Raw genomic sequence first — 26,706 nt, 5'->3', positions numbered from 1 at the left:
GCGGCCGCGCGGAGAAAGAGACGAAAGATGATGGATTTTATCGAGTACGTGGCGAGCGAATTGAAAGAAGGGCGCCTGTCCCGCGACAACGCCTTCGGCCTGATTCGGCAGTACGCCGGCCAGCGCGGCGCGGGGCGTCAGGACGGCGCGCGCCACCCGCTGCTGCAGCACAATATTTCCGATCTTTACCACCAGCGCTACGGCTCGTCCTTCGACGGTGGAGAATTCTTCCTGGCCGACCATCGGGTGGCGGCGCAGGCAGGCGAGCCCATCCGGGTATTGCCTGCGGTCGCCTACTTGGAAATGGCTCGCGCAGCCGTGGTGGACGCCTCGCCGGAACGCCAGGCATCCGATGCGCTGCGCCTCGACGACGTGGTATGGCTGCAGCCGGTGGTGGCGGACGGCCGCGTCGATGTGTTGCTGGAGTTGTCCGCCGACGAGGGCGGTGACATCGCCTTCGAGGTGTTGAGCGTGCCCGGCGGCGGCGGGGAGTCATCGCCGCACTGCCGCGGCACGGCCAGGCCGTCGCCAGACGAACCGCCCGCCAAGCTCGATCTGGCGGGGCTTCAGACGCGCATGATGGCCGGCCGGCTGGACGCGAACGAATTGTATGCCGCCTATCACGCGATGGGCATGCGCTTCGGCCCGGCTCACCGGCCGGTGGACTGGGTGCTGCGCGGCGACGGCGAGGCCCTGGCCAGCCTTAGCCTGCCGGCCGCGGTGGGCGACACGCTGGGCGCCTTCCGGCTGCATCCCAGCCTGTTGGACGGCGCGCTGCAAGCTGCCATGGGCTTGCTGGCCGACTCGTCCGCCGCGCCGGACGAGCCTTCGCTGCCGTTCGCGCTGGACAGCCTGACCGTTTACGCCGGCTGCGCGCGGCGCATGTTCGCCTGGGTGCGCCGCTGTCCGGGCGAGCGCGGCGGCAATTTGACGGCGCGGCTGGACATCGACCTTTGCGACGAGGATGGCCGGGTGTGCGCCGCGCTGCGCGGCTTCTGCTCGAGGCCGCTGCAAAACGGCTCGGCCGACGAGCTGGTGATCGCCAAACCGGTCTGGCGCCAAGCGGTTGCGTCAGGCAGCCATCCGGGCCGCCGCCATGTATTGTTGTGCGGCGTGGCCGATGGACAGGCCGATGCGCTGCAGCGAGCGTTGCCGGACGCGTCCATCGAATGCCTGCCCCAGCTTGGCGAAGATGCGGCCAGCCGCTATGAAGCCGCCGCGCTGGCCTGCCTGCGCGCGATCCAGCGGCTGTCCGCCGAAGAGGGCGAAATCCTGCTGCAACTGGCGGTGGCCGAGGAGCTGCACACCGGCCTGTCCGGCCTGCTGCGGACCGCCGCGCTGGAGCGCCCGCGGCTGCGCGCGCAATTGCTGCTGCTTGAGCCGGACTGCGGCGCGGAACTGCTGGCCGAGCGGCTGCGGGCGGAGTCCGGCGCCGACGCGCTGGTCGATTATCGCGACGGCACGCGCAAGACGCGCGGCTGGGCGGCGCTGCCGGCGGACGAATATGCGCCGCTGGCGTACAAGGAGGACGGCGTCTACCTGATCACCGGGGGACTGGGCGGCATCGGCGCTTTGTTCGCCGCCGACATCTTGAGCCAGGCATCGCGCGCCCGCGTGGCGCTGGCCGGGCGCGCCGCCGATGGAGAGGACGCCCAGGCGCGGTTGGACGAGATCGCGCCCGATCCAAGGTCGCGGGCGAGGCTGCATTATCTGCGGCTGGACCTGGCCGACCGGAACGCGGCGGCCCGCGCGGTGGCCGATATCGCCTCCGTTCACGGCGGCCTGAACGGCGTGCTGCATTGCGCCGGGATGGTCAGCGACAAACTGCTGGCACGCAAGGATGAGGCGGAATTCCGCAGCGTGCTCGCGCCCAAGGTGGCCGGCACAGTCAACCTGGACCTGGCCTGCGCCGATTTGCCGCTGGATTTCTTTGTTTTATTCTCCTCCGGCGCATCCGTGCTGGGCAATGCCGGGCAGGGCGATTACGCGGCGGCAAATGGTTTTCTCGACGCTTTCGCCGCGCGCCGCAACCAATTGGCGGAGCAAGGCCAGCGCCAGGGCCGCGCTCTGGCCGTCAATTGGCCGCTGTGGCGAGACGGCGGCATGAGCATGCCCGAGAGCCAGCGTGACGCGATGTTCGAGTCCACCGGCATGCGGGCGCTGAAGACGGAGAGCGGCATGTCCGCCTTCCGGATCAGCCTGGCGTCCGGCGCCTCCCAGGCCGTGGTGGTGGAAGGCGATGGCCGCCGCATCCGCCAGGCTTTGTTCGGCGGGCCGGCCGACGCCGGGCTTGAACCGATTGAAAAGCCGATGCCGGCCATCGCCGGCGACGATCTGGCCGACAAAACCCGCGACTACCTGCGCCGCCAGTTCGCCGCGCTGTTCAAACTGTCGCACCACAAGATAGATGCGCGCGCGCCGCTGGAAAAATACGGAATAGATTCCATCCTGGCGATGGATCTGACCCGGCAACTGGAAAAAACCTTCGGCCCGCTGTCCAAGACGCTGTTTTTCGAATACCAGTCCGTGGACGAGCTGACCGGCTATTTCCTGCGCGCGCATGCGGACAAGCTGGACGGCCTGTTCGCCGGCGCGGCGCCGAAAACCATCGAGCAACGACAGCCGGCAGCCCTTGCGCGTCCGGCAACCCGCGCCATGCGGCCCTTGGCCAAGCCGGCAGCAGCGCCGGCCGAGCGCCGCGACGAGCCCATCGCCATTGTCGGTCTTAGCGGCCGTTATCCGCAGGCGAGGGATGTGGACGCCTTTTGGCAGAAGCTGCGCGACGGCGAAGACTGCGTCACCGAGGTGCCGCGCGAGCGCTGGGACTGGCGTGAGTATTACAGCGAAGACAGGACCAAGCCGGGCGCGCACTACAGCAAATGGGGCGGCTTCATCGAGGGCGTGGACGAGTTCGACCCGCTGTTCTTCAACATTCCGCCGGTAGACGCGGAATACCTGGACCCGCAGGAGAGACTGTTCCTGCAGCATGCCTGGATGGCGGTGGAGGATGCAGGCTACAGCCGCGCCGCGCTGCAGATTCCGCGCGACGGCGATTTGCCAGGGCAGGTGGGCGTCTATGTCGGCGTGATGTACGGCGAGTACCAGCTGTTCGGCGCCGAGGCCAGCCTGGGCGGGGAGAGAGTGGGCGTGCCGGTCAGCTACGCCAGCATCGCCAACCGCGTGTCCTATCTGCTGAACCTGCATGGCCCCAGCATGACGCTGGACAGCATGTGCTCGTCGTCGCTGACCGCCATCCACCTGGCTTGCCAGGACCTGAAGAGCGGCCGCGCCGAGTTGGCCATCGCCGGCGGCGTCAATGTCACGATACACCCCAACAAATACCTGATCCTCAGCGCTGGCCAGTATATTTCCAGCGATGGCCATTGCCAGAGCTTCGGCGAGGGCGGGGACGGCTACATTCCCGGCGAGGGCGTCGGCGTGGTAGTGCTCAAGCGCCTGTCCGACGCCGAACGCGACGGCAACGTCATCTACGGCGTGATCCGCGGCAGCGCGTTGAACCATGGCGGAAAGACCAACGGCTATTCGGTGCCCAATCCCCGGGCCCAGGCCAGCGTGATCCGCCAGGCCTTGAAAGACGCAGGCGTCGAGGCACGCCACGTAGGCTATATCGAGGCGCACGGCACCGGCACCAAGCTGGGCGACCCGATAGAGATCGCCGCGTTGACCGAGGTGTTCCGCGAATCCACCGACCGCCGCCAGTTCTGCGCGATCGGCTCCGCCAAATCCAATATCGGCCATTGCGAATCGGCGGCCGGCATCGCGGGGCTGACCAAGGTGCTGCTGCAAATGCGGCACCGCAGCCTGGCGCCTTCGCTGCACTCCGCCCGGCTGAATCCGCACATCGATTTCGAATCCACGCCTTTCATCGTCAACCAGGCGTTGCGGCCGTGGGAGGCGCCGGAGGAAAACGGCCGCGCGCTGCCGCGCATCGCGGGCATTTCCTCGTTCGGCGCCGGCGGCTCCAACGCCCATCTGATCGTGTCGGAATATATCCAGCCGGCCTTTGCCGGCGAGCAGGCTAGGCCGGCCATCGTGCCGCTGTCGGCGCGCACCGCCAAGCAGCTAGCGCAAAAAGCGAGCGATCTGCTGGCCTATCTGCGCCTTCAGGCGCACGAACCGTCGCTGTCGGCGCTGAGCCATACGCTGCAAGCCGGCCGCGAGGAGATGGACGCGCGCGCGGCTTTTGTCGTCGACAGCCTCCCCCAGCTGACGGAGCGGCTGGAGGCCTTCTGTCGCGGCGAGCCGGAGATTGAGGCCTGCTTCCGCGGCGACGCCGGCCGGGACGGCGACGAGTTTGCGTCGCTGGTCCGCGACGAGGACATGCGCGAAACCGTGGAGCGCTGGATCGCGCGGGGCAAGCTGGAGCGGCTGGCCGAAATGTGGACGCGCGGGCTGGAGCTGGATTGGAGCCGCTTGCGCAACGGCGGGGCGGCCAGATTGATTTCGCTGCCGGCCTATCCCTTCGCCCGCGAGCGCTACTGGATCGCCGACCGGCGCAAGGCGCGCAAAGCCGGGGCCGCCGCCGCGCTGCATCCCTTGCTGCATGAAAACGCATCGGACCTCGCGCGGCAGCGCTACGTTTCCCGTTTTGACGGCGGCGAATTCTTTTTCGCCGATCACCAGTTGAATATGACCGGCGAGCGCCGGGGCGTGTTGCCGGCCGCCGCCTATCTGGAAATGGTCCGCGCGGCGGCAGAGCTGGCCATGCCGGTCGAAGCCAGGCCGCCGGCATGGCGGCTGGGCAGCGTGGCGTGGCTGCGTCCGCTGACGGCCGAGCAGGCCGGCGAAGTGCATGTGGCGCTGACGCCGCGCGCGGATGGCGGCATAGGCTTCGAAGTGCTGGCGAACGGCGAAGACGAACCGTTCTGCCTGGGCGAGGCGACGCCGCTAGCCGCCGCAGCCGGGCCAACGCTAGATCTGGACGCGTTGCGTGGCGCAATGGGCGCCGGCGAGATGAAGGCGGCGGAGCTGTACCGGGTTTTCGAATCCATGGGCATGCATTACGGGCCGGGCTTCCGCGGCGTGGACGAACTGTTGCCGGGAGACGGGCAGGCGCTGGCCAGGCTGGCGCTGCCCGGCATGGCCGATGGCTACGCGCTGCATCCCGGGATGCTGGACAGCGCTTTGCAGGCCGCTGCCGCCTTGGCCGGCGGGGCTTTGCCGGACACTCCGGCAGTGCCGTTCGCATTGGAATCGATCACGGCGTTCGCGCCGTGCCAGGCCGAAATGCATGCCTGGCTGCGCAGGGAGGAGTCGGGCCGGATAGACATCGATCTGTGCGACCCGTCCGGCCGGGTCTGCGTCCAATTGCGCGGGCTGGAGGTGCGCGAGCTGCGCGCGGAGGGCGGGCGCGACGGCGTACTGATGGCCGAGCCGGCGTGGCAGGCGTTGCCTGCGCGCGCGGAATCGCAAGCGGCGGATGAAGGCCGGCGCCGCGCGGCGCTGTTGCTGGGCATGGACGGCATGGAGCCGGACGCGCTGCGCCGGGCCTTGCCCGAGGTGGATGTCGAAACCCTGGATTTGCCCGACGCGGCCAAGCCGGCTGAACGCTTCCAGGCGGCGGCGCTGGCGGCGCTGGAACGATTGCATGCGCTGTTCGCTGGCGGGCAAGATTCCGTTTCGCTGCAAGTGGCGGTCCCGTGCGGCGAAGACGAGCTGTTGGCCGGGTTGAGCGGCATATTGGACAGCGTCCGCCAGGAGCGGCCGAACCTGCGCGTCCAGCTGCTACTGACGGACGCGGCGCGCGACGCGGCAGTCTTGGCCGCCCAATTGAATGCCGCCGCGAATCTGCCGTCGGAAACGCTGTTGAAATTCCAGAATGGCCAAGCCTCCGTCCAGCGCTGGCGGGAGCTTGCCGCGCCGCAGCGCGAGCCGGTTTTCCGCGACGGCGGCGTTTACCTGATCACCGGCGGGTTGGGCGGGCTGGGCCGCGTGTTCGCGCGCGCCATTCTGGAGCGGACCCGCGACGCAGTGGTGGTGCTTAGCGGCCGCGCGCCGGCAGGAAACGCGCAGGACCAAGCCTTGCGGGAGCTGGCCGCCCAGTCGGGCGCGGCAAGCGAACAGCTGGCTTACCGCCGCGTGGATCTGGCGGACGCCGCGGATGTGGCTGAGCTGGTCTCCGGCATCGTTTCGCAGTTCGGCGCCTTGTGCGGCGTGCTGCACAGCGCCGGCATGACCGCAGACGGCTTGCTGGCAGGCAAGGATGCCGGCGGATTCTCCAAGGTGCTGGCGCCCAAAACGGTCGGCACGGTCAATCTGGATCTGGCCACGCGCGACACGGGGCTGGGCTTCTTCGCGCTGTTTTCCTCGCTGGCCGGCGCTTACGGCAATGCGGGGCAATCCGACTACGCCGCCGCCAACGCCTTCATGGATCGTTACGCCGAGCATCGGGCGCGGCTGGCTGAGGCGGGCTTGCGCGCGGGCCGCAGCGTGTCCATCGCCTGGCCGCTATGGCGGGAAGGCGGCATGCGTCTGGACGGGGACGCGGCGGCAAGCCTGGAGCGGGCCTCCGGCATGCGTCCGCTGGAAACGGCGAACGGCGTCGCCGCGCTGGAAGCGGCGCTGGCGTCGGGAGCCGCGCGGGTGGCGGTGGCGCAGGGCGATCTGCCCAGGCTGCGCCGCGCCTTGCTGGAAACGCGCGCCGAAGCCGAGCCGCCGGCTGCCGCTGCCGAAGGGACGGGCGGGGACGCCTTGCGCGACGGCGCTCGCCGCTGGCTGGCCGGCGAGTTCGCCGCGCTGCTGAAGCTGCCCGCAAGGGAGGTGGATGGCCGCGCGCCGCTGGACAAGTATGGGATGGACTCGGTGCTGGCGATGAAATTCACCCAGCAGCTGGAGCGCCATTTCGGTCCCTTGCCCAAGACGCTGTTGTTCGAATACCAGACGCTGGACGCGCTGGCCGGCCATCTGGCGGGCCGTTATCCCGGCGCGGTCGCGGCCAAGACGGGCTTGGGCCAATATGCCGAACCGCCTGAGCCGCCGCGGCCGCCGCAGGCTGCGCGCTGGCTGCCGGACGCATCCCGCTTCGCCGCGCCGCAAGCCGGCGGCCGCGACGAAGTGGCCATCATCGGTTTGGCCGGCCGTTATCCGCGCGCGGCGAACCTGGCGGAGTTCTGGGCCAATCTGCGCGATGGCGTGGATTGCATAGACGAAGTGCCGGCTGAGCGCTGGGACCACGCCCGCTTTTTCGACCCGCGCCGCAACCAGCCCGGCAAGACCTACAGCAAATGGGGCGGCTTCCTCGACGGCGTGGATCGTTTCGATCCGCTGTTCTTCAGCATTTCGCCCAAGGAAGCGGAGCTGATGGACCCGCAGGAGCGCTTGTTCCTGGAAACCGCCTGGGAAGCGATGGAGGACGCCGGCTACGGCAAGACCGGTTTCGCCGGCCGCCGCGTCGGCGTCTACGTCGGCGCGATGTGGGGCCAGTACGAGCTATACGGCGTCAACGCGCCGCAGGGCGGCGTGCCCAGCTCCTCGTTCGCATCCATCGCCAACCGGGTATCGTACTTCTTCGATTTCCACGGCCCCAGCCTGGCGCTGGACACCATGTGCTCGTCGTCGCTGACCGCCATCCACCTGGCTTGCGAGGCCTTGCGCGGCGGCGAAGCCGACGTGGCCATCGCCGGCGGCGTCAACGTATCCATCCACCCCAACAAATATCTGAACCTGAGCCAGGGCAATTTCTCCTCCAGCGACGGCCGCTGCCGCAGCTTCGGCGCCGGCGGCGATGGCTACGTGCCGGGCGAGGGCGTGGGCGCGGTGGTGCTCAAGCCCTTGTCGCGCGCGCTGGCGGACGGCGACCAGGTGTACGGAATCGTCAAGGCCAGCGCGGTCAACCACGGCGGCAAGACCAACGGCTATACGGTGCCCAATCCGTCGGCGCAGGCCGAGGTGGTCCGCTCGGCGCTGGACAAGGCCGGCGTGGACGCCGCCGCCATCGGCTACGTGGAGACGCACGGCACCGGCACCTCGTTGGGCGATCCGATTGAGATCGCCGGCCTGGCCCGCGCCTTCGGCGACGGCCTGGATGCCCAGTCCTGCCCGATAGGCTCGGTGAAATCCAATATCGGCCATCTGGAATCGGCGGCCGGCATCGCCGCGCTGACCAAGGTGCTGCTGCAGATGCGCCATGGCCGGCTGGCGCCGTCGCTGCATGCCGACACCCTGAATCCCCACATCGATTTCGATGCCTCGCCGTTCCGGGTGCAGACCGCGGCTGAGGATTGGCCGCGGCGGAACGGACAGGCCCGCCGCGCCTGCGTCAGCTCCTTCGGTGCCGGTGGCTCCAACGCCCACCTGGTGATAGAGGAATGCCTGGCCGCGCGTCTGCCGGCAACGGCCGACCGGCCGGAAATCTTCCTGCTTTCCGCGCGCAGCCGCGCCGCGTTGCGGGCCTACGCCGAGCGCATGCTGGCTTTCGCTGAGGCGGACGAATCAACAGCCTGGGCCGATATCGCCTACACCTCGCAGGTCGGGCGCGAGCCGTTGCCTGAGCGGCTGGCGGTGATCGCGTCCAGCCGGAGCGAATGGCGGGACAAGCTGGCGCGATGGCTGCGGGGCGACGGCGAGGCGGCCGCCCACGAAGGCAATGTCCGCGATGCCGGAAACGGCGCGGCGCTGCTGGCGGAGGGCGAGGCGGGCGCGGCCTTCCTCGACGTGGCGCTGAAACAGCGCGACCTGGACCGCTTGGCGAGGCTGTGGATCGCCGGCGCGGACATCGCCTGGGCGCGGCTGCACGCGTCGGGCCGCCGCGTCTCGTTGCCGTTCTATCCATTCGAAAAGGAACGCTACTGGCTGGCGGCGGCTTTGCCCGCCGATTCGCCGCAGGCTGCGGGGATGTCGGAGCCGCAATTGCGCCGCTACCATCCGGTGTGGCGGGATCAGCGGCTGGCCGGCGGAGAGTGGAGCGGGGCGATCCTGCTGCTGGACGCCGGAGCCGCCCTGGCGGATGCGTTGAAAAACGCTGGGGCGCAGGTCGCCTCAGCGACCGCCGCCAGCGGGTATCGCCGCGCAGAAGCGGGGCGTTATGAGCTGGACATGGCCAGCGACGCCGATTTCGACCGCTTGCTGGACGATCTGGACCAGGATGGATTGCGGCCGCGGGCCGTGTTGCATCTCAGCGCGGAGGGCGAGATTTCCGGGCAGCTGGATGGCGGCGTGCATGAGCTGCACAGCCTGTGCCGGGCGCAATTACAGCGGCCGGGCGCCGGCGCGCTACGCATCCTGGCCGCGGCGCGGGGAGCTTTGCCCGCTCACGCCGCCCTGGCTGGCTATCTGCGCAGCCTGACGCTGGAAACGCCGCGCATCGCCGGACGCGTGATCGAGGCGGAAGCCGCCGCGACAGTCGACGAACTGGCCGCCATCGCGCTGGCTGAGCTGGGCGACGCCGACTGGCGCGGGGATGAAGTGCGTTACGGGCCGAAAGCGCGCCGCCAGGTCCGCGCCATCGAACGCTGCGATGACGCCGGTTTCGCGGCGGCCCGCTCCGGCGCGCTTATCCGCCAGGGAGGCGTCTATCTCATCACCGGCGGCCTGGGCGGGCTGGGCTATCTGCTGGCCGAGCATCTGGCGCGAGCGTGCGGCGCCAAATTGGCGCTCAGCGGCCGCTCCGCGGCGGATGAGAACACCGAACGCAGGCTGACGCACCTGCGCGCTTGCGGCGGCGAGGCCGTCTACCTGCGGGCGGACGTGGCCGAGCGCGGCCAGGTGGACGCGCTGGTGGCGGACATCATGGCCCGCTTCGGCAGGCTGGACGGCGTGATCCACAGCGCCGGCGCGCATCGGGACGCTTACGCCGTCAACAAGCCGCGCGAAGACATGGATGCGGTGCTCGCCGCCAAAATATTGGGCGCGGCCCATCTTGACCAGGCGACGCGCGGCCTGGACTTGGATTTGTTCGTCCTGTTCTCATCCATCGCCGGGGTGGCCGGTAATGCCGGGCAATGCGATTACGCTTACGCCAACCGTTTCCTCGACGCCTACGCCGAAGCGCGGGCCGAGCGTTCGTCCGGGCGGACCTTGTCGATAGCTTGGCCGTTCTGGGCCGACGGCGGCATGCGCATCGCCGATGCCGACCTCGAATTGCTGCGCGAGCGGGCCGGCATTCATCCGCTGCCGACTGCCTTGGGCTTGCGTTGCTGGGATGATTTCCTGGCGTCCGGGCTGACGCAGGGCGTCGCGCTGTACGGCGAGGCCGAGCGGCTGGACGCCAGTCTGGCCGCGCGGCCGCTCGCCTCTGCTTCTCAGCCGGTTGCGGCGTGCGCCGATCTGGGGCAGGAGGCGGTGGAGGCTTACCTGAAGCGCCTGCTGAGCGGGGAAATCCGGCTGCCGGAGGAGCGGATAGATTCGGACGAGCGTTTCGACGCCTACGGCCTGGATTCGGTGATGGTGAACCGTCTGAACGCCGAACTGGAACGAGACCTGGGCGCGTTGCCGAAAACCTTGTTCTATGAATGCGCGACCGTGGCGGAACTGGCCGGCTATTTGCGCCGAGAGGCCGCGCCGGCCTTGTCCGCCTTGCTGGCGGCGCCGGTGGCGTCCGCTGGCGGAGCTGAATCCGCCGCAATGGCGCTGACCGTGGATCTGGCTGCCGCGCCAGCCGCCGAGGCGATGGAGCACGGCGAAAAAATCGCCATCGTGGGCATCCACGGCCGCTTCCCCGGTGCCGATGATCTGGATGCCTTCTGGACGCACTTGCAGGCCGGGCGCAACTTGATCTCGCCGGTGCCCGCTGCGCGCTGGGACGCCGAAGCCTGGGCCGAGGGCGAACAGGGCATCTATTGCCGCTGGGGCGGCTTCCTCGACGGCGTCGATCAATTCGACGCGCCGTTCTTCGGCATTCCGGACGACGACGCCAGGCTGATGGACCCGCAGGAGAGAATGTTTCTGCAGTCGGCATGGAGCGCGGTGGAGGATGCCGGCTATACCCGGGACAGCCTGCGCAGGCGTCATCCCAAAGGCAGAGGGGCGGATGTCGGGGTGTTCTGCGGCGTCACCACCAATAGCTACCAGATGCTGGCGCCGGACGAATGGCGCCGCGGAAACATGGTCTCGCCGGCTTCGATGCCGTGGTCCATCGCCAACCGCGTATCCTATGTCTTCGATTTCAACGGCCCGAGCATGCCGGTGGACACCGCCTGCTCGTCGTCGCTGGTGGCGATGCATCTGGCTTGCGAAAGCCTGCGCCGGGGCGAGTGCCAGGTGGCGGTGGCCGGCGGGGTCAACCTCTACCTGCATCCGTCCAAGTATTACTCGCTGTGCGGCCGGGGCATGCTGGCGCGCGGCGAGCATTGCCGCAGCTTCGGCGCCGGTGACGATGGCTTCGTGCCGGGCGAGGGCGTCGGCGCCGTGGTGTTGAAGCCGCTGTCGCGCGCGCTTGCCGACGGCGATCATATTCACGGCGTGATCGCCGCCAGCGGCTACGAGCACAGCGGGCGGGGCAATGGCTACGCCGCGCCCAACCCCGGCGCGCAGGCCGCGTTGATCGGCCGCACGCTGGCCCAGGCCGGCCTGAGTCCGGAGGCCATGGGCTATGTCGAGGGGCATGGCACCGGCACCCAGCTGGGCGACAGCCTGGAAGTGGCGTCGCTGAGCCAGGCCTTCCGCGCCGGCACCGATAAAAAGCAATACTGCCCGCTGGGATCGGTGAAATCCAACATCGGCCACGCGGAGTCGGCGGCCGGCATGGGCGGCGTGGCCAAGATCCTGCTGCAGCTGCGCCATCGGCAGATCGCGCCGACGCTGCATGCCCGGGAGGCGAATCCCAACATCGACTTCGCCGCTTCGCCGTTCTACCTGCAGCATGAGCTGGCAGACTGGAATGCCGTGGACGGCCAGCCGCGCCGGGCGATGATCAACTCCTTCGGCGCGGGCGGCGTCAACGCCTGCCTGATTCTGGAAGAGCATCTGCCGCCGGTCGGGCGGAGCGTTGAAGCGTTGAAACTGTTCCCGCTGACCGCGCGCGACGGGGACCGCTTGCGCGAGCTGGCCGCCAGGCTGGCCGCGCGCGTGGCAGGGGACCAGGCCATCGACCTGGACGCGCTGGCTTGGACGCTGCAGACCGGCCGCGAGGCGATGGAGCAACGGTTGGCCATCGCCGCGGACGACCGCGCCAGCCTGCTGGACGCGCTGCGGCTGGCGGCCGCCGGCCAAACCGGTCCTGGCATGGCGGAGGGCCGGGTAGAGCCGCATCAGCGGCGCAAGAAGCTGGCGGACGAGGAGCTGGCCCGTCTGCGCGCGCTGCGAGACGCGGGGGAGGCGCTGGAAATCGCCCGCGTCTGGGTGGCCGGCCAGGAACTGGATTGGCAGCTGCTGCATCAAGGCGAGCCGCCGGCGCGGCTGTCGTTGCCGGCTTATCCCTTCGCCCAGCTGCGCTACTGGGTGTCCGACGCCGCGCCGTCGCGGCCCGGGACTCGGCCGGAGCCGGCCGCTCCGGCTCCGCGCCTGCATCCGCTGGTGGCGGAGAATGCCTCCACGCTCAAGGAAGTGGCGTTTTCGTCCTGCTTGTCCGGCGACGGTTTCTACGCTCGCGATCACCGCATCAATGGCCGGCAACTGTTCCCCGGCGCTGGCTTTTTGGAGCTGGCTTGCGTGGCTGGCTCCATTGCCGGCGAGCGGCCGGTGGCGGGGCTGGAAGACGTGGTGTGGAACCAGCCGCTGCGGCTGGACGCCGGCCGCAGCCAGCTGGTGAAGACCGTATTGCGCGGCGGAGAGGATGGCGCGGATTGCCTGATCGTGTCCTTTGACGAGGACAACGAGCGCGTGGTGCATGCCGAGGCCCGCCTGGTCTATGGCCGGGCAAGCCATGGCGAGGCGGCGGAGCCCATTCGGCTGGACGATCTGAAGGCCAGGGCCGCGCAGACGAAGTCCGGCGCCGATTGCTACGCCGAGCTGGCGAAGCTGGGTTTTCATTACGGGCCTGGATTCCAGACCATCCAGGAGTTGCACATCGGCGACGGCTACGCGCTATCGCGGCTCAAGCTAGCCGACGGCTGCCTGGCCGATTTCGACCAGTACTTGCTGCATCCCAGTTTGGTGGACGGCGCGCTGCAAACGGTGCTGGGCGTCGCGGGACAGGGCGGAAGCGCCGCGCCGCACTTGCCGTTCGCGCTGGGCGGCGTCCAGCTGCTGGGGCGTTTGCCGCCGGAATGCTACGCATGCGCGTGGCTGTGCGAATCTGCGCATGGCCGTCCCTCCGACCTTAAGCAGTTCGATATTCTGCTGCTCAATCAAAACGGCGAACCGTTGCTCCGGCTGAACAGGCTGTATGCGCGGGCCTTCGCCGGAGAGGCCGGCTCCATGGGGGATGCGCGGCTGCAGCACGCCGACTGAGGAGTGGATTGAGCGATGCAGCGTATGCGGATGGAGGAGTGCGAGGTAGCGCCGGTGGTCGACGTGATCCACGTCGAGCACCAGTTCATGAAGAACAACAACTATCTCGCGATGGACCCGCTCAGCCGCGACGCGGTGCTGGTGGACCCGGCCTGGCAGGATGAAAAGATAGAGGCCGCGTTGGCTGGCCGCGGCGCCAGGCTGCGCGGCGTCCTGCTCACCCATGCGCATTTCGACCACGTTCATTTGGCCGAGCAGCTGTCCGAACGGCATGGCTGCCCGGTATGGATGTCTGAGCGGGAGATTGCGTCTTCCGGCTACCGCGCAGGCCGCCTCGCCGCCATAGACGAAACCCCGTGGCAGGTGGGCGGGCTGCGCATCCAGCCCATCCTCACCCCGGGCCACACGCCCGGCTGCGCCTGCTATCTGATCGGCGGCCATTTGTTCACCGGCGATGTGCTGTTCATCGAAGGCTGCGGCATCTGTCCCGACGAAACGGCGGCCCATCAGATGTTCGACAGCCTGGAGCGGTTGAAGGAGGTATTGCCCAGGGAGACGCGCATCTATCCGGGCCATACCTATCAATTGGAACCCGGCCAGCCGCTATCCAAGGTGCTGGCCTGCAATATCTATCTCCAGTTTCGCGACCGGGAAAGCTTCGCGGCATACCGGCTGCGCAGCGGGCAGAGCATGCAAAAACTGCTCGCGTTCCGTTAGACCCGGCGCGCCTGCTCTGCGCCGCCAATCTCAGTGACTCGAAAGGAATGACGTGAGTATCGTTGGAATCGAAGCGATGAATGTGTTCTCCGGCACGGTCTGTCTGGACGTGTTCAAGCTGGCGGAGCACAGGGGACTGGACATGAGCCGGTTCGAGAACCTGCTGATGAAGGAAAAGTCGGTGGCGCTGCCGTACGAGGACCCGATCACCTTCGCGGTCAACGCGGCCAAGCCCATCATCGACGCGCTGAGTCCGGAGGAGAAGGACCGGATCGAGATGGTGATCACCTGCACCGAGTCCGCGTTCGACTTCGGCAAGTCGATGAGCACCTACTGCCACGACCTGTTGGGACTGAACCGCAACTGCCGGCTATTCGAACTGAAAAACGCCTGCTACTCCGGCGTGGCGGGCCTGCAGAACGCGATCAACTTCGTTCTGTCCCAGGCCTCGCCGGGCGCAAAGGCGCTGGTGCTGGCCACCGACGTGTCGCGCTTCATGGTGGAAGCGGGCGGCGACGCGCTGTCGGCCGACTGGTCGTTCGCCGAGCCCAGCAGCGGCTCGGGCGCGGTGGCCATGCTGGTCAGCGACCGGCCGCATATTTTCCAGATCGACGTCGGCGCCAACGGCTATTACGGCTATGAGGTGATGGATACCTGCCGCCCGTCGCCGGACACCGACGCCGGCGACACCGACCTGTCGCTGCTGTCCTACCTGAATTGCTGCGAAAACGCTTTTCTGGAATACCAGAAGCGGGTGACGGGCGCCGATTTCGCCCAGACCTTTTCCTATCTGGCCTATCACACGCCGTTTGGCGGCATGGTCAAAGGCGCGCACCGCAATATGATGCGCAAGCTGGCCAAGGCCACCCCGGCCGACATCGAGGCCGACTTCCAGCGCCGCGTGATGCCCGGCATGGCGCACTGCCAGCGCGTGGGCAACATCATGGGGGCGACGGCGGCGTTGTCGCTGGCCAGCACGATAGACCACGCGGAAATCGACGCGCCGCGCCGCATCGGCGTGTTCTCCTACGGCTCCGGCTGCTGCTCCGAGTTCTTCAGCGGCATCGCCACGCCGGAAGGCCAGCGCCGGCTGCGGGGGATGAAGATAGGCGCGCATCTGGACCGCCGCCGCGCGCTGACCATCGCCGAGTACGACGAGCTGCTGGAACGCAATCTGAGGCTGAAATTCGGCACCCGCAATCTGACGGTGGATACCAGCTTTGTGCCTGAAGCGCGCAAGACGATGGGCCGCCCGGTACTGTTTCTCAAAGAGATCAAGGAGTTCCATCGGGAGTACGAATGGATCTCCTGAACCGGAGCTGGGAGACGCTGCAGGTGCGGCTGGAGGATGAGGTCTGCTTCATCCGCATCCACAGGCCGGACGCCGGCAATGCGATAAACGACATGCTGGTGGAGGAAATGTCCGCGGCGCTGGCCGCCTGCGACCGGGCGGCCAAGGTGGTGGTGCTGGAAGGCCAGCCCGAGGTGTTCTGCGCCGGCGCCGACTTCCGCCAGATCGAGCAACGGCTGGACGCCGGCGACGCGGACGGGGGCCAGCATCCGGAACCCTTGTACCGGCTGTGGCAGAAGCTGGCGTGCGGACCTTATGTCACCATCGCCCACGTCAAGGGCAAGGCCAACGCGGGCGGCATTGGTTTCGTCTCCGCCTGCGATATCGTGCTTAGCGACGACAAGGCCACTTTCGGTCTGTCCGAGCTGCTGTTCGGTCTGATGCCGGCCTGCGTGCTGCCTTTCCTGATCCGCCGGGTAGGGTTTTCCAAGGCCAATTACATGACCTTGACCACCCAGCCGGTCTCCGCGGTGCTGGCGAGGGAGTGGGGGCTGGTGGACGCCTGCGACGAAAACAGCGACAAGCTGCTGCGCGCCCAGTTGCTGCGGCTGCGACGCATGGGCAAGACGGGCATCGCACGATACAAGCGCTATGCCGCGGCACTGGACGATTCTTTGCCGCGGTCGATGGCGCCGGCGCTGGCCGCCAACGTCGAAGTGTTTTCCGATGCGGACAACCTGGAAAAGATCGCCCGCTTCGTCAGGACCGGCCGCTTTCCGTGGGAAGGCCAGCCATGAGCGGGCCTGTCGTCGCGGTGGAGAACGCCTCGCCCGGCGTGGCGTTGATCCGGATGCAGGATCGCGCCAACAAGAACACCTTCACCTTCGAAATGATAGACCGGCTGACCGAAGCCTTCGCCGAGGCCGGCGCGCGCCAGGACATCCGCGCCGTGGTGCTGACCGGCTACGATAGCTATTTTTCCAGCGGAGGCACCCAGGAAGGACTGCGCGACCTGTTCGAGGGCCGCTACCGCTTCACCGACAAGGATCTGTACAGCGTGGCGCTGAATTGCCCGCTGCCGGTGGTGGCGGCGATGCAGGGCCACGGCATCGGCGGCGGCTTCGTGCTGGGGCTGTTCGCCGATTTGGCAGTGCTGGCGCGGGAAAGCGTCTACACCGCCAATTTCATGAAATACGGCTTCACGCCGGGCATGGGCGCGACGCTGGTGCTGCCGGAGAAACTGGGGCCGGCGCTGGCCCAGGAAATGATGCTGGGCGCCGGCAACTACCGCGGCGAAGAGCTGCAACGGCGAGGCGCGCCGTTTCCCGTGCTGCCGCGCGAGCAGGTGCTCCCGCATGCGCTGGAGCTGGCCGCATCGCTGGCGGAGAAGCCCCGGCAATCGCTGGTGGCGCTGAAACGGCACCTGAGCGCCTCCCTGCGAGCGAGGCTCCCGGCCTTCATAGAGCAGGAACTTGAGTTGCACGAGCAGACCTTTCACCAACCCGAGGTCCGGGAACGGATCGAGGCCTTGTTCGGGCGTTGACGCGCAATCGCTTAACTTAGAGGAGAGAACGAATGAATCAGGAAGGCGTGCTGGAAATCATCGCCCGTCACGCGCGGGAAATCGTGCCGGACCTGCAAGGCCACGCGTTCAGCGAATCCGACTCGCTGCGCGCGCTGGGCGCCAACTCGGTGGACCGCGCCGACATCATCATGATGACGCTGGAGTCGCTGTCGCTCAACGCCCCGCTGATCGAGATGGCCAAGGCGGAGAACATCGGCGAACTGGCCCGCATCATCCATGCGAAGCTTTGAGCGGCGGGATCTGCTCGTCAGCGGCTTAGGCGTGGTTTCGGCCATCGGCCAGGGCCGGGAGGATTTCCTGCAGGGCTTGATGGAGGGGCGTCAGCGTTTCGCGGCGATGCAGCGGCCTGGCCGGCAACGCCCGGAGGCCGATCCGACCTTGTCGCCGTTCATCGGCGCGGAAATCGGCGAGCTAAGCCTGCCGGATCGAGTCTCCCCGTCGCTGCTGCGCGCCGCATCCTGGTCGGGCAAGGCGGCGCTGGCGGCGCTGGGCGAAGCCTGGCTCGATGCTTGCCTGGATGAGGTCCCGCCGCACCGGATCGGCCTGGTGGTGGGCGGCTCCAACCTCCAGCAACGCGAGCTGATGCTGTCGCGGGAAGCCTATCGGGGCCGCGAATCCTTTTTACGACCAACCTACGCGCTGTCCTTCATGGACAGCGATATCTGCGGACTGTGCACCGAGACCTTCGGCATAAGGGGCATGGCGTATACGGCGGGCGGCGCGTCGGCCAGCGGACAGTTGGCGGTGCTGCAGGCATGCGAGGCGGTTGAGAGTGGCCGCGCAGATGTCTGCATCGCGCTGGGCGCGCTGATGGACCTGTCTTATTGGGAGTGCCAGAGCTTCCGCTCGCTGGGCGCGATGGGATCGGACCGCTACGCGGATGCGCCCCAGCTCGCTTGCCGGCCGTTCGACGAGGGGCGCGACGGCTTCATCTACGGCGAAGCCTGCGGCGCGGTGGTGGTGGAGCGCGCCGGACGCAACAACATCAACCCATACGCCAGGCTGTCCGGCTGGGGCATCGCGATGGATGGCAACCGCAATCCGAATCCTTCGCTCGAGGGCGAAGTGGAGGCGATACGGCAAGCGCTGGAAACCGCTGGCTTGCGCGCAGCGGACATCGATTACATCAATCCCCACGGCACCGGCTCCGCACTGGGCGACGCCACGGAGCTGCAAGCGCTGCGTGCCAGCGGATTGGACCACGTCCGCCTGAACGCCACCAAGGCTTTGATTGGCCATGGCTTGAGCGCCGCCGGCGCGGTGGAGTTGATCGCGGGCCTGCTGCAAATGCGGGAAGGGCGCTTGCACCCCACCCGCAACCTGGATAGTCCGATGGCGCCGGACCTGGGCTGGACCGGCGCAGAGGCGGAGCGGCACGAAATGCGGCACGCCTTGAACCTGAGCATGGGCTTCGGCGGCATCAACACTGCGGTCTGTCTGAGCCGCGTCTGATCTGTAAAACAATGATTCAGTGGAGGTGAAATAGGATGAAAGTGTTCATGTTTCCCGGCCAGGGCTCCCAGTACAAGGGCATGGGCGGCGATTTGTTCGACGGCTTCAAGGATCTGGCGGACAAGGCGGATGGCATTTTGGGTTATTCGCTGCGCGAGCTGTGCATCGACGACCCGCGCGGCGAGCTGAATCAGACCCGCTTCACCCAGCCGGCGCTGTACGTGGTCAATGCGCTGAGCTATTTCCGCAAGCTGGAGGAGGGGAGCGGCAAGCCGGACTTTCTGGCCGGCCACAGCCTGGGCGAATTCAACGCGCTGATGGCGGCAGGGTGCTACGACTTCGAAACCGGGCTCAAACTGGTGCAGAAGCGCGGCGAGCTGATGGGAGAAGTGAGCAACGGCGCGATGGCCGCCATCGTCAACGCAGGCAAGGAGGAGATTGAAAGCGCGCTGGCCGAGAACGGGCTCTCCAACGTATTCATCGCCAACTACAATACCCCCTCGCAAATCGTCATCTCCGGCCAGGCCGACGAGATCGCTCGGGCCGAGCAGTTGTTCCAGCGCGGCAAGATGCGTTATTACCCGCTCAATACCAGCGGCGCCTTCCATACCCGCTTCATGCTGCCGGCGAAGGAGGCGTTCTCAAAATTCCTAAAGCAGTTCAAGTTCGCCAAGCCGCAGATTCCGGTGATCGCCAATTACTCGGCTCGCCCCTACGAGGACAAGAAGATCGCCGATACGCTGTCGCGGCAGATCGCCAGCACGGTGCGCTGGTCCGAAAGCATCCAGTACCTGCTGGAAACCGCCTCGGAGCGCGGCCAAGAGGCGGCATTCGAGGAAATGGGCGCCGGCGACGTGCTGACCCGGTTGGTTTACGGCATCAAACAGCAGATGCAAGCTTTCACCGGCCAGGCTGCGGAGAAGCAGGCCGAGGAGGCGACTCAAGCGGAGCAACCCGCCTCCGGGCCGGCCAAGGAGAGCGCCGCCGACAAAGTCGCCGCCTGGAACCGCGGACATCCGATCGGCAGCAAGGTGAAAACCTCGATGGAAGGCTATCCGGAGCTGGAGACGCGAACCGAGGCCGTGGTCTTGTTCGGCCACCGCGCAGCGGTCTACATGAAGGGCTACAACGGCTATTTCGATCTGGATGAAGTGTCGCCGGCTTGATTCGGCATTGGCGAATAGAAAACCGCGGTGAAACTCACCGCGGTTTCTCATGCGTTGAAACGGGCGGTTCAGGCCATGGATTCGCGCAAACGGGCCAGGTTGTCCAGATCGCGCCCGTAAGGAGTCAGAATGGCATGCGCGCTGGAACCGCCGTCTTTCCGCAGCAGATATTTGGCGAATGTGGCCATGGTGCCGGACGGGCCGACATCGATATAGCGGCAGCCTCCATCTCGCTCCAGCCGCGCGATGGTTTCGCGCAAGCGGATGGGATTGCGCACCACGCGCCAGAAAAAATCAGCCGGCAGACGCTGCAACCGGTCTGCTTGCTCGCAACAGATCAGGGGCAGCGCGCCGTCTTTGAAAGACAGATGCGAGGTGCGCCGCAGAAAATCGTCCCGCGAGTCGTCTATCCAGCGCGAATGGTAGGCGTGGCGCACTGGAAGCCGCTGATGAGCAATCTCCAGGCCGCGCAGCCTGGCTTCGATTTCCGGAAGTTGAGCAGAGGGCGCCGATAAGGCGAAATGGCCGTCGAAATTGTCGGCCGCAGGCTCCCATTGCAGCCCATCCAGGCGACCGACCGTTTTATCCATCGGAGCCAGGACCGCCAGCATGCCGCCCGGCATGGCGCGATCGTGGAAAGCGCCAGCCTGGTTGATTACCGCATCCAGCGCATCCTCAACAGAAATAAAGCCGGCGACCGCGGCGGCGGCGAACGACCCCATGCTGGCCCCAAGCGTCAGGTCCGGATGCAGCCCCTCGCTTTGCAGGCACTGAGCCAGTGCGTACTCCAGCATGAAGATCGCTGGATGGGTATGCGGAATATGGTCGAACGTTTCGTTCTTGCCGCGCGAGTAGATCGCTTCCAACGCCGATGCACCGGTTCGATCCGTAACCTGCCGGTCCAGCGTTTCCATCCAGCTGCGGAATTCCAGGTTTGAGCCAAATAACTCTTGGCCCATCTGAAAATACTGCGACCCCTGTCCCGAAAACATGAATATCGTGATCATCGACGCCCGCCCCAATCAAACCGGTTCGCGAATAGCGTCCATTGGAGGCAGATGGCCAGATTCAATCACCGGTTCTCCCAATGCCCGGAAATAGGCGCGCCAGAATTCAACCGCGCGCAATGCGGCCTGTTGACTGCTTACGCATTCGATTTCAAACAGGTCATCTGTTTGCAGGGCATTCCGCGCCGGCCAACTGCGCAGCGGCTCATCGGTCGCCAGTTGAATGTGGCGGAGCAGGGCGATCTTATCCAGATCCGACGAGGCGGGGACGTAATCGATCAGCAAACTGCATTCCCGGGCAGAACTGGCGCCGTAAATGCGGTAACGAACCGAAGTGGTGGGCGTATGCATGGCTCGTCCTTTCGAAGTGCTGGAGAAACAATTATTCAAAACGGCATGGCCGCGCTGAGCACTCGCGCTTGCGGCAGACTCTAGCAAATTTGTTTCCCCTGGGATGCGGGCAGATGAATGAATGCATGGCCAAGCGAAGTCGCGACGTTTCGCGTCGTTGCGCGGCGCTTCGCTGGAACCGCCCTATCTGTTTCAGGTCCGAGTTAGATTCGAGACTTGCGACGAAGTCTTTTGAGTGCAGAACGCAATGTTTCACGTTCAAATTGGCAGGTAAGGCTATGAAGAAAATTTGCATCATCGGAGCATCCGGCAAGCTCGGGCAATACATGGTCCAGCATGCGCTGGACCGGGGATACGAGGTTGTCGCAGTCTGCCGCGCGGCAAGCGTCGGGAAGCTGGAGCGTTTCAAGGATAGAATTGCGATTCTTCCCGGCGCGACGGATGATCGCCGCGTGGTAGAGCAGGCTGTGGCGGGGTGCGATGGAGTCCTGACCGTACTGGTGCCATGGGGCATGCAAAAGTACTCCACTGGAACCGCTCAGGCAGTTCTTGATTTCGCACCGCCGCGCGCGCGGCTGGTTTTTTCATGCGGCTGGCACATCACGCGCGATGGACGCGACGTCTATCCCTTGTCGATCAGAGCTGCGGTCCTTATCGGCGGCTGGCTGATGAGAGTGCTCCGCATCGGCGAAATCAACGACCAAGTCGAAGCGTTCCGGCGCATATTTTCCAGCAACACGCGTTGGACCGTGGTTCGCGGCAGCAATCTGGAAGAAGGCGCAAGCCAGGGCTTGCCGGTTTGGAGCCAGCACGTGGGCGACGCCATTCTGGCCAGCAACATCACACGCCGAATCGACTTTGCGATGTTCATGGTGGAAGCGCTGAGCAATGATGAGCTGATCCAGCAAGCGCCGGCTATCGTGGGCTGCCAGACGCCGTCCGCGCTGACAGCTGCGTCGGTGACTTAGTCAAAACAGCCGGCAACCAGCCATGCGAGCCCGTACAGCCTGTTGGTGGATACGAATCTTGCCGCCGGACGCAACGACATTCTGCCTTCATTGATTCGCATAATCTATATTATGTCAAATCTTGGATTTCAAAATTATGGGCAAGATTCTATCAGGAAAAATTTATGCGACTGACACGATTCATGTCGTATCTGCGCAACACTTTGAGGAAACTGAAGCCGTTCCCTGATCAAGTTCTTGCCTTCCCATGAAGCACTACAGCCCAACCACAACGTTTCCATGCCGCCCGGACGATCTGTACCGGGCGCTTTGCTTTGGCGACGCCAAGACGCTGGCCAATGAGCTGGACGTCACACCGCAGAAGATTGAGCGCTGGCGACGTGGCCGCGACCCCGTGCCGAAGCTGGTTCACTACTACCTCACCAATCGCACCGCAACGACCCTCGGCGAGCAGTTCGGGCCGTTTCGTGACTTCCGGCTCAGCAACCGGGCCGACGCCCTGGTATGCCCATCAAGCGGCGTCCGGATCAACTACGCCGAACTGCAACTGCTGGCCGAATATCGGCGTGCGCACAAGCTGGCGCAGCAACAGGCGGAATTGATTGAAACGCTGATGCGTGAGCGCGACTACTATCGTCAGAACTGCCACCGTGACGCCCGCTACGGGATGCTGTTGAATGGGATACTTGGCAATGACAATGGGATTTATTGAGGTTGAAAACAGGGCAAAAACAGCTGCTCTTCGATCAAAATGAGAAAAAAGACGGGTATTACCAGTCACCCGTCTAGGCCGGCTTCGCCGGCCCTGGCGGAGCCTTGCAGCGGCGGCGATGTCACCACATCACGGGGTTGCCCAGGGTCTTGAAGGAGAACTTCTCCAGGATGGCCCAGCTTGCCTCGTCCTCCGTCCACCCAAGCGGGACGGCAAGGGCAAGAACCTCACCTGCCTTGTCGCGCGTAGTCAGATATACCCGATATCCTAGCCGCTCTAACTCGGCCTCATCCGGCACGGTTCGGTGCTGCTTATCGGATGCGCCACCGACGAAGTCAACAATCAAGCCCGGCATAGCGCCCACCTCTCAAGAGGACATAACCGCAATCTAGCGTTAGTAAAAGCATAAGGATGTACGAGGAAACACTTATGAAAAAACCCGCCAAGGCGGGTCTTTGCTTCCTATCGACTCGTAATAATTACCCTTCTGTCTTCCGAACTTTGAAGTCAGCCCAATCAGGGGTCCAGCCAGATTGGCCGCCACACTCAACCCGCTTGAACAGATAGACCTTGTTCTGTTGCTCCTCGGTGAACAAGCACTCCTCTCCGGCTGGGATAACGAAGGCGACATCCTGCGTACCATCAATCGGAGCCTTGTAGACCTTCACTTCTTTCTGTGCAATGGCGTGCTGTGGAACATAAGAACAACCAGCAAAACCAAGACCAGCCAGTAAAACAAGTTTCTTCATCAGCCGCCTTTCGGGTGCGGTATGCGTTCGACCATGCGCTTGGACTTTCCGACTACCGCCAACAATTCGGCAGGCGGGACAGGGAACGGAATCCATCGCGGATCATGGGCCAATATACCAACCAGCTCAAGAACATCGGCCACGTTGGACGAACAGCTATTGCTAAATAGGCTGTAAGGCTCATTGATGGCTACTCGCCTATCAAGCTCTTTTTGGATAGTCTCACGCTCTTTTGGCGTTACCCATAACTTGAGGCCGATTGAGTCACGGTAAGAGTTACGCTTAACGTAATCATCATAAGAGGTCGTAAAGTAAAGTTCATGCGCGCGGGAATAGACCTTGCCGTTGACGAAAATGGCAGTGTGGCCCCATTGCGAGCCTTTACTGATGATCCTGGAGTCGCTGACGATGACTTCGACGTACTCGCGCTGAACGGTGACGGTCTTTACGCTTTTATCTGTGCTGGGCGTCAGCTTCTTGGTAGCGACTAATTCCACATTCCCTCCAGATGGATTTCTGCGTCGTGGGCTTCGGTTTCAGCGGCTAGTAGGTCCGTATGGCCGTCGTCGTCAGTCACCCCCTCCACTACCGCCCCGTTAACATGGATGGTGTATTTGGTGTTCGCATATGGCTTGCCATCTTGGTCAATTAGTCTGAACTTGTCATTAAACAGCAATGCAGCGGTGGCCGCCGCCGCTGCAAGTGCAGAACTCCCGAATGCTGCACCAGTGCTGGCTGAGGCACCCGGCGCATTATCAATCGTGGCCTGCCCCTGTGAAGCAATCAGTACTGCGCCGCAAGAAGTTTGCATCCCTTCCACCGCGACATTCTTACCCATGAAGGTGTAATTCGCCGCCCCCTGGACGATTGGGAAGCTCCCTTTGCACTTCGGACAAGAAACTTGATGGCCAACTCCGGCTGCGTTTTTGCCATAGACGGTAAGCGTAGCGAAGGCTTCCACAACGGTCCCACCGTGCGAGGTGGAATCGCCCTCGCGGATGATCGCCTTACCTCCCATGCTGTGCGTCCTCATCGTTTTGCATGCGGTTACTCCGTGAAATTTCAGGAAATGCTAAACCAGGCCCGCACTGACTGTCTGCTGACCGTTGGTGCGGATCTCTTCCAAGGGAAGTCAAAAGCGCCCTCGCCGGGCGGCATGCCCCGGGGATGTTTGGCAAGCCAACATCCCCCGGCCTTGCCGTGGAGGGTCTTTACGTGGGCAGACCCGTCAATAACGCAATCCTCACCCGTTCGGTGCTCGCCTGCGGCTGTGCTCCGCGTGCGGCTTCCGGGTTGGATATTGACAGGCTGGGGAGGTTCTAGCGCGCGCTTCGGCGCGACGATGTGGGGCATGCCTGCACGATGTGGCCCGGCGGCTTCCCGCCCCGCAGTCCGTCCGTCCTCGCTGCCGCTGCGGGCGGGCGGCTGCTGGGCGCTTATCCGCCCCGGCCTTGCGTGCTGACCTGCAACAGCATCACGATTTCGCTGCTGCTGGCATCCGACGACGCGCTGTCCAGGGCGCGCGGCAGGAAGCTGAAACCCTTGCGCCTACCCTCCTCCTTGTTCTGCTGCAGGCCGCCCAGGAACACCATTTCGCCATCCGCTACCGCGACCGAGGTCGAGAGTTCGCGCTTGGTCAGCGTCGGGCTGTTGTCCACCCCGGTTTCTGTCTTGGCAAAGTCGCTGATCTGCTGGCGTACCCGCATATCGACGCCACCAGGGCGAACATTGGGCGTCAGGTCGAAGATGACGCCCGAAGACCGATATTCGATTGACTGGACCGGCGTGCTGCCGCCGTTCGGGTACGAAATGGACGACACCGTGGGCACGTCCTGGCCGACCGACAAGTGCGCCACCTGGCCGGAGTTGACCAGGAGCCGGCTGTTGGTCACCACCTTGAACCGGCTATCGCCGGCCAAAGCGCTGAACACGGCGTCAACGGTCCCGGACTTGAAGCGAATAAAGCTGTCCTGCTGGCTGGCTGTCGTATTCAGCCCTATCGACAACTTGCCGCCCAGGACGGACAGCAGCAGGTCGAAAGCGCTGCCCTCCTTCCGGCCGGTGTTCACCTCGTAGACCAGGCTGCGAACCATCACTTGTCCCGCTGGCGTATCCAGCTGCGGCAGGATCTGCTTGAGCCGCAGGATGTCGGCCTTGTCGCCCTGGAACAGCAGGACATCGGAGCCGGCCTTATCCAGCAGCGCCGCGGCCGAGCCTTGGGGCGCCGGTTTGTCCGAACGCTGCTCAGGCGGCACGGCAATGGTTCGATTGGCCGCGAACGAGCCTTTGACGAACGGCCCCAGCAGATCCGCCAGATAGCTGACATCGCGATGCTTGGGGCGGTAAACGAACACCTCACCCGCCAGCGCCTGGGTCTCCGGCTTGGCCTGGACGAAGTCGATGCCGGCGCGGCTGTCCACCTGATAGCCCAAGCTATCCATGAACGCGCGCCAGAAGGCCCGCAGATCGCCCTTGCCGTCGAAGCGGAACGACACGACGCGGGTATCCTGCAACACCTTGGGATCGAGCACGTAGCCGGACTTCAAGGCGTCCGTGTAGACCAGCTGAACGACCTGGGCGACCGGCACCCCTTGAAAGTCGAACTTGACCGCTTTTGCCGGCAGATCCGCCGCGCGCGCCATGCTGGCCAGGCCGATAAGACACATCAACAACCACTGTTTCATTTGCGCGGATCTCCAGTAAGCGCCCCAGCCGCAGGAGAACCGGTCCATACCGTCACTTTCTGCCCATCAATCATGCCAATAGTCGCTTGCCCTTCATTGCTGAACACTGACGGTGACTCAACCCGCAACCGCCCTGCCCCATTCTCCACGACCACCCATGCAGTGCCGTTGCTCTCGTAACGACCCACCACGCGCCAGGCGTCGGAATAGCCCGGGCTGGCAGGCACGCCAGGCGTAGCGGGTGCAGGTGTTGCCGCTCCTGGCACGGCGTGCTTGCCAGGGTCTGCGGATGCAGCGGCCTCGTCCTTCGGCTTCGGGTGAAAGAACAGCCAGGTGTAGCGCGCCGACATGCCCGCCATCAGCACCATGCCGCCCACCAGCGCCCACAGCTTTTTACTCGCCAGGATGTTTTGCCGGGCATCGGCATTGACGGTCTTGCCCTGCGCGCCGTCCTTGAACGACTGGTACAGCGGGAAGATTTCCGGCTTGTACTTCTTGACCCAGGTTCCGGTAGAGGTTTTGCCGTTCTGCTTCCAGCCCTCATACATATTGATGCTGTAGACCTGGCCCAGCCCGAGGGAGACTTTCTTATGGGTGCGAAAGCTGAAGGCCACCACGTTTTTCACGAAGCGGTGCAGCGTGCCCATGTCCTGAATCATCAGCACCAAGTCGCAGGC

At 65.2% G+C, this 26,706-nt stretch carries 18 protein-coding genes; 10 read left to right on the top strand and 8 right to left on the bottom strand.

What is annotated here, in order from left to right; translation table 11 throughout:
• Window positions 1–27: 27 nt before the first annotated feature.
• The 8 genes from VA599_RS10780 to fabD are packed head-to-tail and all read left to right on the top strand — an operon-like array spanning window position 28 to window position 19,558.
• Window positions 28–13,347: an SDR family NAD(P)-dependent oxidoreductase gene (locus tag VA599_RS10780; RefSeq protein ID WP_346788570.1), complete on the top strand. Its 13,320-nt coding sequence runs from the start codon at window positions 28–30 to the stop codon at window positions 13,345–13,347.
• Between the two features lie 15 nt (window positions 13,348–13,362).
• On the top strand, window positions 13,363–14,064 hold the full coding sequence (locus VA599_RS10775) for an MBL fold metallo-hydrolase (RefSeq protein ID WP_346788569.1): 702 nt from the start codon (window positions 13,363–13,365) through the stop codon (window positions 14,062–14,064).
• 52 nt (window positions 14,065–14,116) lie between these two features.
• Window positions 14,117–15,376, top strand: coding sequence for a hydroxymethylglutaryl-CoA synthase family protein (locus VA599_RS10770; protein ID WP_346788568.1), 1,260 nt, complete (start codon window positions 14,117–14,119; stop codon window positions 15,374–15,376).
• Window positions 15,364–16,152 carry an enoyl-CoA hydratase/isomerase gene (locus VA599_RS10765; protein ID WP_346788567.1) on the top strand — a complete coding sequence of 263 codons (789 nt, stop codon included), beginning with the start codon at window positions 15,364–15,366 and terminating at the stop codon, window positions 16,150–16,152. Before VA599_RS10770 ends, VA599_RS10765 begins: the two co-directional genes overlap by 13 nt.
• On the top strand, window positions 16,149–16,898 hold the full coding sequence (locus VA599_RS10760) for a polyketide synthase (RefSeq protein WP_104947230.1): 750 nt from the start codon (window positions 16,149–16,151) through the stop codon (window positions 16,896–16,898). Before VA599_RS10765 ends, VA599_RS10760 begins: the two co-directional genes overlap by 4 nt.
• 32 nt (window positions 16,899–16,930) lie before the next feature.
• Window positions 16,931–17,170: an acyl carrier protein gene (locus VA599_RS10755; RefSeq protein WP_021476122.1), complete on the top strand. Its 240-nt coding sequence runs from the start codon at window positions 16,931–16,933 to the stop codon at window positions 17,168–17,170.
• Complete coding sequence (locus VA599_RS10750) at window positions 17,157–18,392, top strand: beta-ketoacyl synthase N-terminal-like domain-containing protein (RefSeq protein WP_346788566.1); 1,236 nt, start codon at window positions 17,157–17,159, stop codon at window positions 18,390–18,392. The genes VA599_RS10755 and VA599_RS10750 overlap by 14 nt, the downstream gene beginning before the upstream one ends.
• 35 nt (window positions 18,393–18,427) lie before the next feature.
• Entirely contained in the window at window positions 18,428–19,558 is a 1,131-nt protein-coding gene (gene fabD / locus VA599_RS10745) for an ACP S-malonyltransferase (RefSeq protein WP_346788565.1), read from the top strand.
• A gap of 68 nt (window positions 19,559–19,626) precedes the next feature.
• On the opposite strand, the gene VA599_RS10740 is transcribed toward fabD, so the two are convergent.
• Window positions 19,627–20,565, bottom strand: coding sequence for an acyltransferase domain-containing protein (locus VA599_RS10740; protein WP_346788564.1), 939 nt, complete (start codon window positions 20,563–20,565; stop codon window positions 19,627–19,629).
• 15 nt (window positions 20,566–20,580) lie between these two features.
• Window positions 20,581–20,916: a hypothetical protein gene (locus tag VA599_RS10735; RefSeq protein WP_346788563.1), complete on the bottom strand. Its 336-nt coding sequence runs from the start codon at window positions 20,914–20,916 to the stop codon at window positions 20,581–20,583.
• Between the two features lie 278 nt (window positions 20,917–21,194).
• Here VA599_RS10735 and VA599_RS10730 point away from each other — a divergent pair, with 278 nt between their 5' ends.
• Together VA599_RS10730 and VA599_RS10725 are read left to right on the top strand one after the other, a co-directional pair.
• Complete coding sequence (locus VA599_RS10730) at window positions 21,195–21,884, top strand: NAD(P)-dependent oxidoreductase (protein ID WP_346788562.1); 690 nt, start codon at window positions 21,195–21,197, stop codon at window positions 21,882–21,884.
• Between the two features lie 247 nt (window positions 21,885–22,131).
• Window positions 22,132–22,596 (top strand): helix-turn-helix domain-containing protein, encoded by a 465-nt coding sequence (locus VA599_RS10725; RefSeq protein WP_221667376.1) that lies wholly within the window; start codon window positions 22,132–22,134, stop codon window positions 22,594–22,596.
• Between the two features lie 121 nt (window positions 22,597–22,717).
• Here the strand turns inward: VA599_RS10725 and VA599_RS10720 are convergent, their stop codons facing one another.
• The 6 genes from VA599_RS10720 to VA599_RS10695 form a co-directional block, all read right to left on the bottom strand.
• The gene (locus tag VA599_RS10720) at window positions 22,718–22,951 is read right to left on the bottom strand and encodes a hypothetical protein (protein ID WP_346788561.1); all 234 of its coding nucleotides are present in this window, start codon (window positions 22,949–22,951) and stop codon (window positions 22,718–22,720) included.
• A gap of 124 nt (window positions 22,952–23,075) precedes the next feature.
• A complete protein-coding gene (locus VA599_RS10715) occupies window positions 23,076–23,345 on the bottom strand; it encodes a hypothetical protein (RefSeq protein ID WP_346788560.1) in 270 nt (89 codons plus the stop codon).
• Window positions 23,345–23,842, bottom strand: coding sequence for a hypothetical protein (locus VA599_RS10710; RefSeq protein ID WP_346788559.1), 498 nt, complete (start codon window positions 23,840–23,842; stop codon window positions 23,345–23,347). The genes VA599_RS10715 and VA599_RS10710 overlap by 1 nt, the downstream gene beginning before the upstream one ends.
• Window positions 23,833–24,363, bottom strand: coding sequence for a PAAR domain-containing protein (locus VA599_RS10705; RefSeq protein WP_346788558.1), 531 nt, complete (start codon window positions 24,361–24,363; stop codon window positions 23,833–23,835). The genes VA599_RS10710 and VA599_RS10705 overlap by 10 nt, the downstream gene beginning before the upstream one ends.
• Window positions 24,364–24,781: 418 nt before the next feature.
• A complete protein-coding gene (locus tag VA599_RS10700; protein ID WP_346788557.1) occupies window positions 24,782–26,029 on the bottom strand; it encodes a type II secretion system protein GspD in 1,248 nt (415 codons plus the stop codon).
• Window positions 26,026–26,706, bottom strand: a 681-nt coding sequence (locus VA599_RS10695; protein ID WP_346788556.1) for a zonular occludens toxin domain-containing protein, incomplete at its 5' end; no start/stop codon positions are given. The genes VA599_RS10695 and VA599_RS10700, both read right to left, overlap by 4 nt.

This window comes from Chromobacterium indicum (genome assembly GCF_039708975.1).
GTDB classification, from domain to species: domain Bacteria; phylum Pseudomonadota; class Gammaproteobacteria; order Burkholderiales; family Chromobacteriaceae; genus Chromobacterium; species Chromobacterium piscinae.
This window is presented reverse-complemented; position numbering and strand designations above follow the sequence as displayed.

What these genes read in the sequence shown, in the direction of transcription:
- VA599_RS10775 (WP_346788569.1), top strand. Translation starts at nt 13,363, where the DNA reads ATGCAGCGTATGCGGATGGAGGAGTGCGAGGTAGCGCCGGTGGTCGAC.
- VA599_RS10780 (WP_346788570.1), top strand. Translation starts at nt 28, where the DNA reads ATGATGGATTTTATCGAGTACGTGGCGAGCGAATTGAAAGAAGGGCGC.
- VA599_RS10760 (WP_104947230.1), top strand. Translation starts at nt 16,149, where the DNA reads ATGAGCGGGCCTGTCGTCGCGGTGGAGAACGCCTCGCCCGGCGTGGCG.
- VA599_RS10735 (WP_346788563.1), bottom strand. Translation starts at nt 20,916, where the DNA reads ATGCATACGCCCACCACTTCGGTTCGTTACCGCATTTACGGCGCCAGT.
- VA599_RS10715 (WP_346788560.1), bottom strand. Translation starts at nt 23,345, where the DNA reads ATGAAGAAACTTGTTTTACTGGCTGGTCTTGGTTTTGCTGGTTGTTCT.
- VA599_RS10705 (WP_346788558.1), bottom strand. Translation starts at nt 24,363, where the DNA reads ATGGGAGGTAAGGCGATCATCCGCGAGGGCGATTCCACCTCGCACGGT.
- VA599_RS10730 (WP_346788562.1), top strand. Translation starts at nt 21,195, where the DNA reads ATGAAGAAAATTTGCATCATCGGAGCATCCGGCAAGCTCGGGCAATAC.
- VA599_RS10765 (WP_346788567.1), top strand. Translation starts at nt 15,364, where the DNA reads ATGGATCTCCTGAACCGGAGCTGGGAGACGCTGCAGGTGCGGCTGGAG.
- fabD (WP_346788565.1), top strand. Translation starts at nt 18,428, where the DNA reads ATGAAAGTGTTCATGTTTCCCGGCCAGGGCTCCCAGTACAAGGGCATG.
- VA599_RS10725 (WP_221667376.1), top strand. Translation starts at nt 22,132, where the DNA reads ATGAAGCACTACAGCCCAACCACAACGTTTCCATGCCGCCCGGACGAT.
- VA599_RS10740 (WP_346788564.1), bottom strand. Translation starts at nt 20,565, where the DNA reads ATGATCACGATATTCATGTTTTCGGGACAGGGGTCGCAGTATTTTCAG.
- VA599_RS10755 (WP_021476122.1), top strand. Translation starts at nt 16,931, where the DNA reads ATGAATCAGGAAGGCGTGCTGGAAATCATCGCCCGTCACGCGCGGGAA.
- VA599_RS10750 (WP_346788566.1), top strand. Translation starts at nt 17,157, where the DNA reads ATGCGAAGCTTTGAGCGGCGGGATCTGCTCGTCAGCGGCTTAGGCGTG.
- VA599_RS10720 (WP_346788561.1), bottom strand. Translation starts at nt 22,951, where the DNA reads ATGCCGGGCTTGATTGTTGACTTCGTCGGTGGCGCATCCGATAAGCAG.
- VA599_RS10700 (WP_346788557.1), bottom strand. Translation starts at nt 26,029, where the DNA reads ATGAAACAGTGGTTGTTGATGTGTCTTATCGGCCTGGCCAGCATGGCG.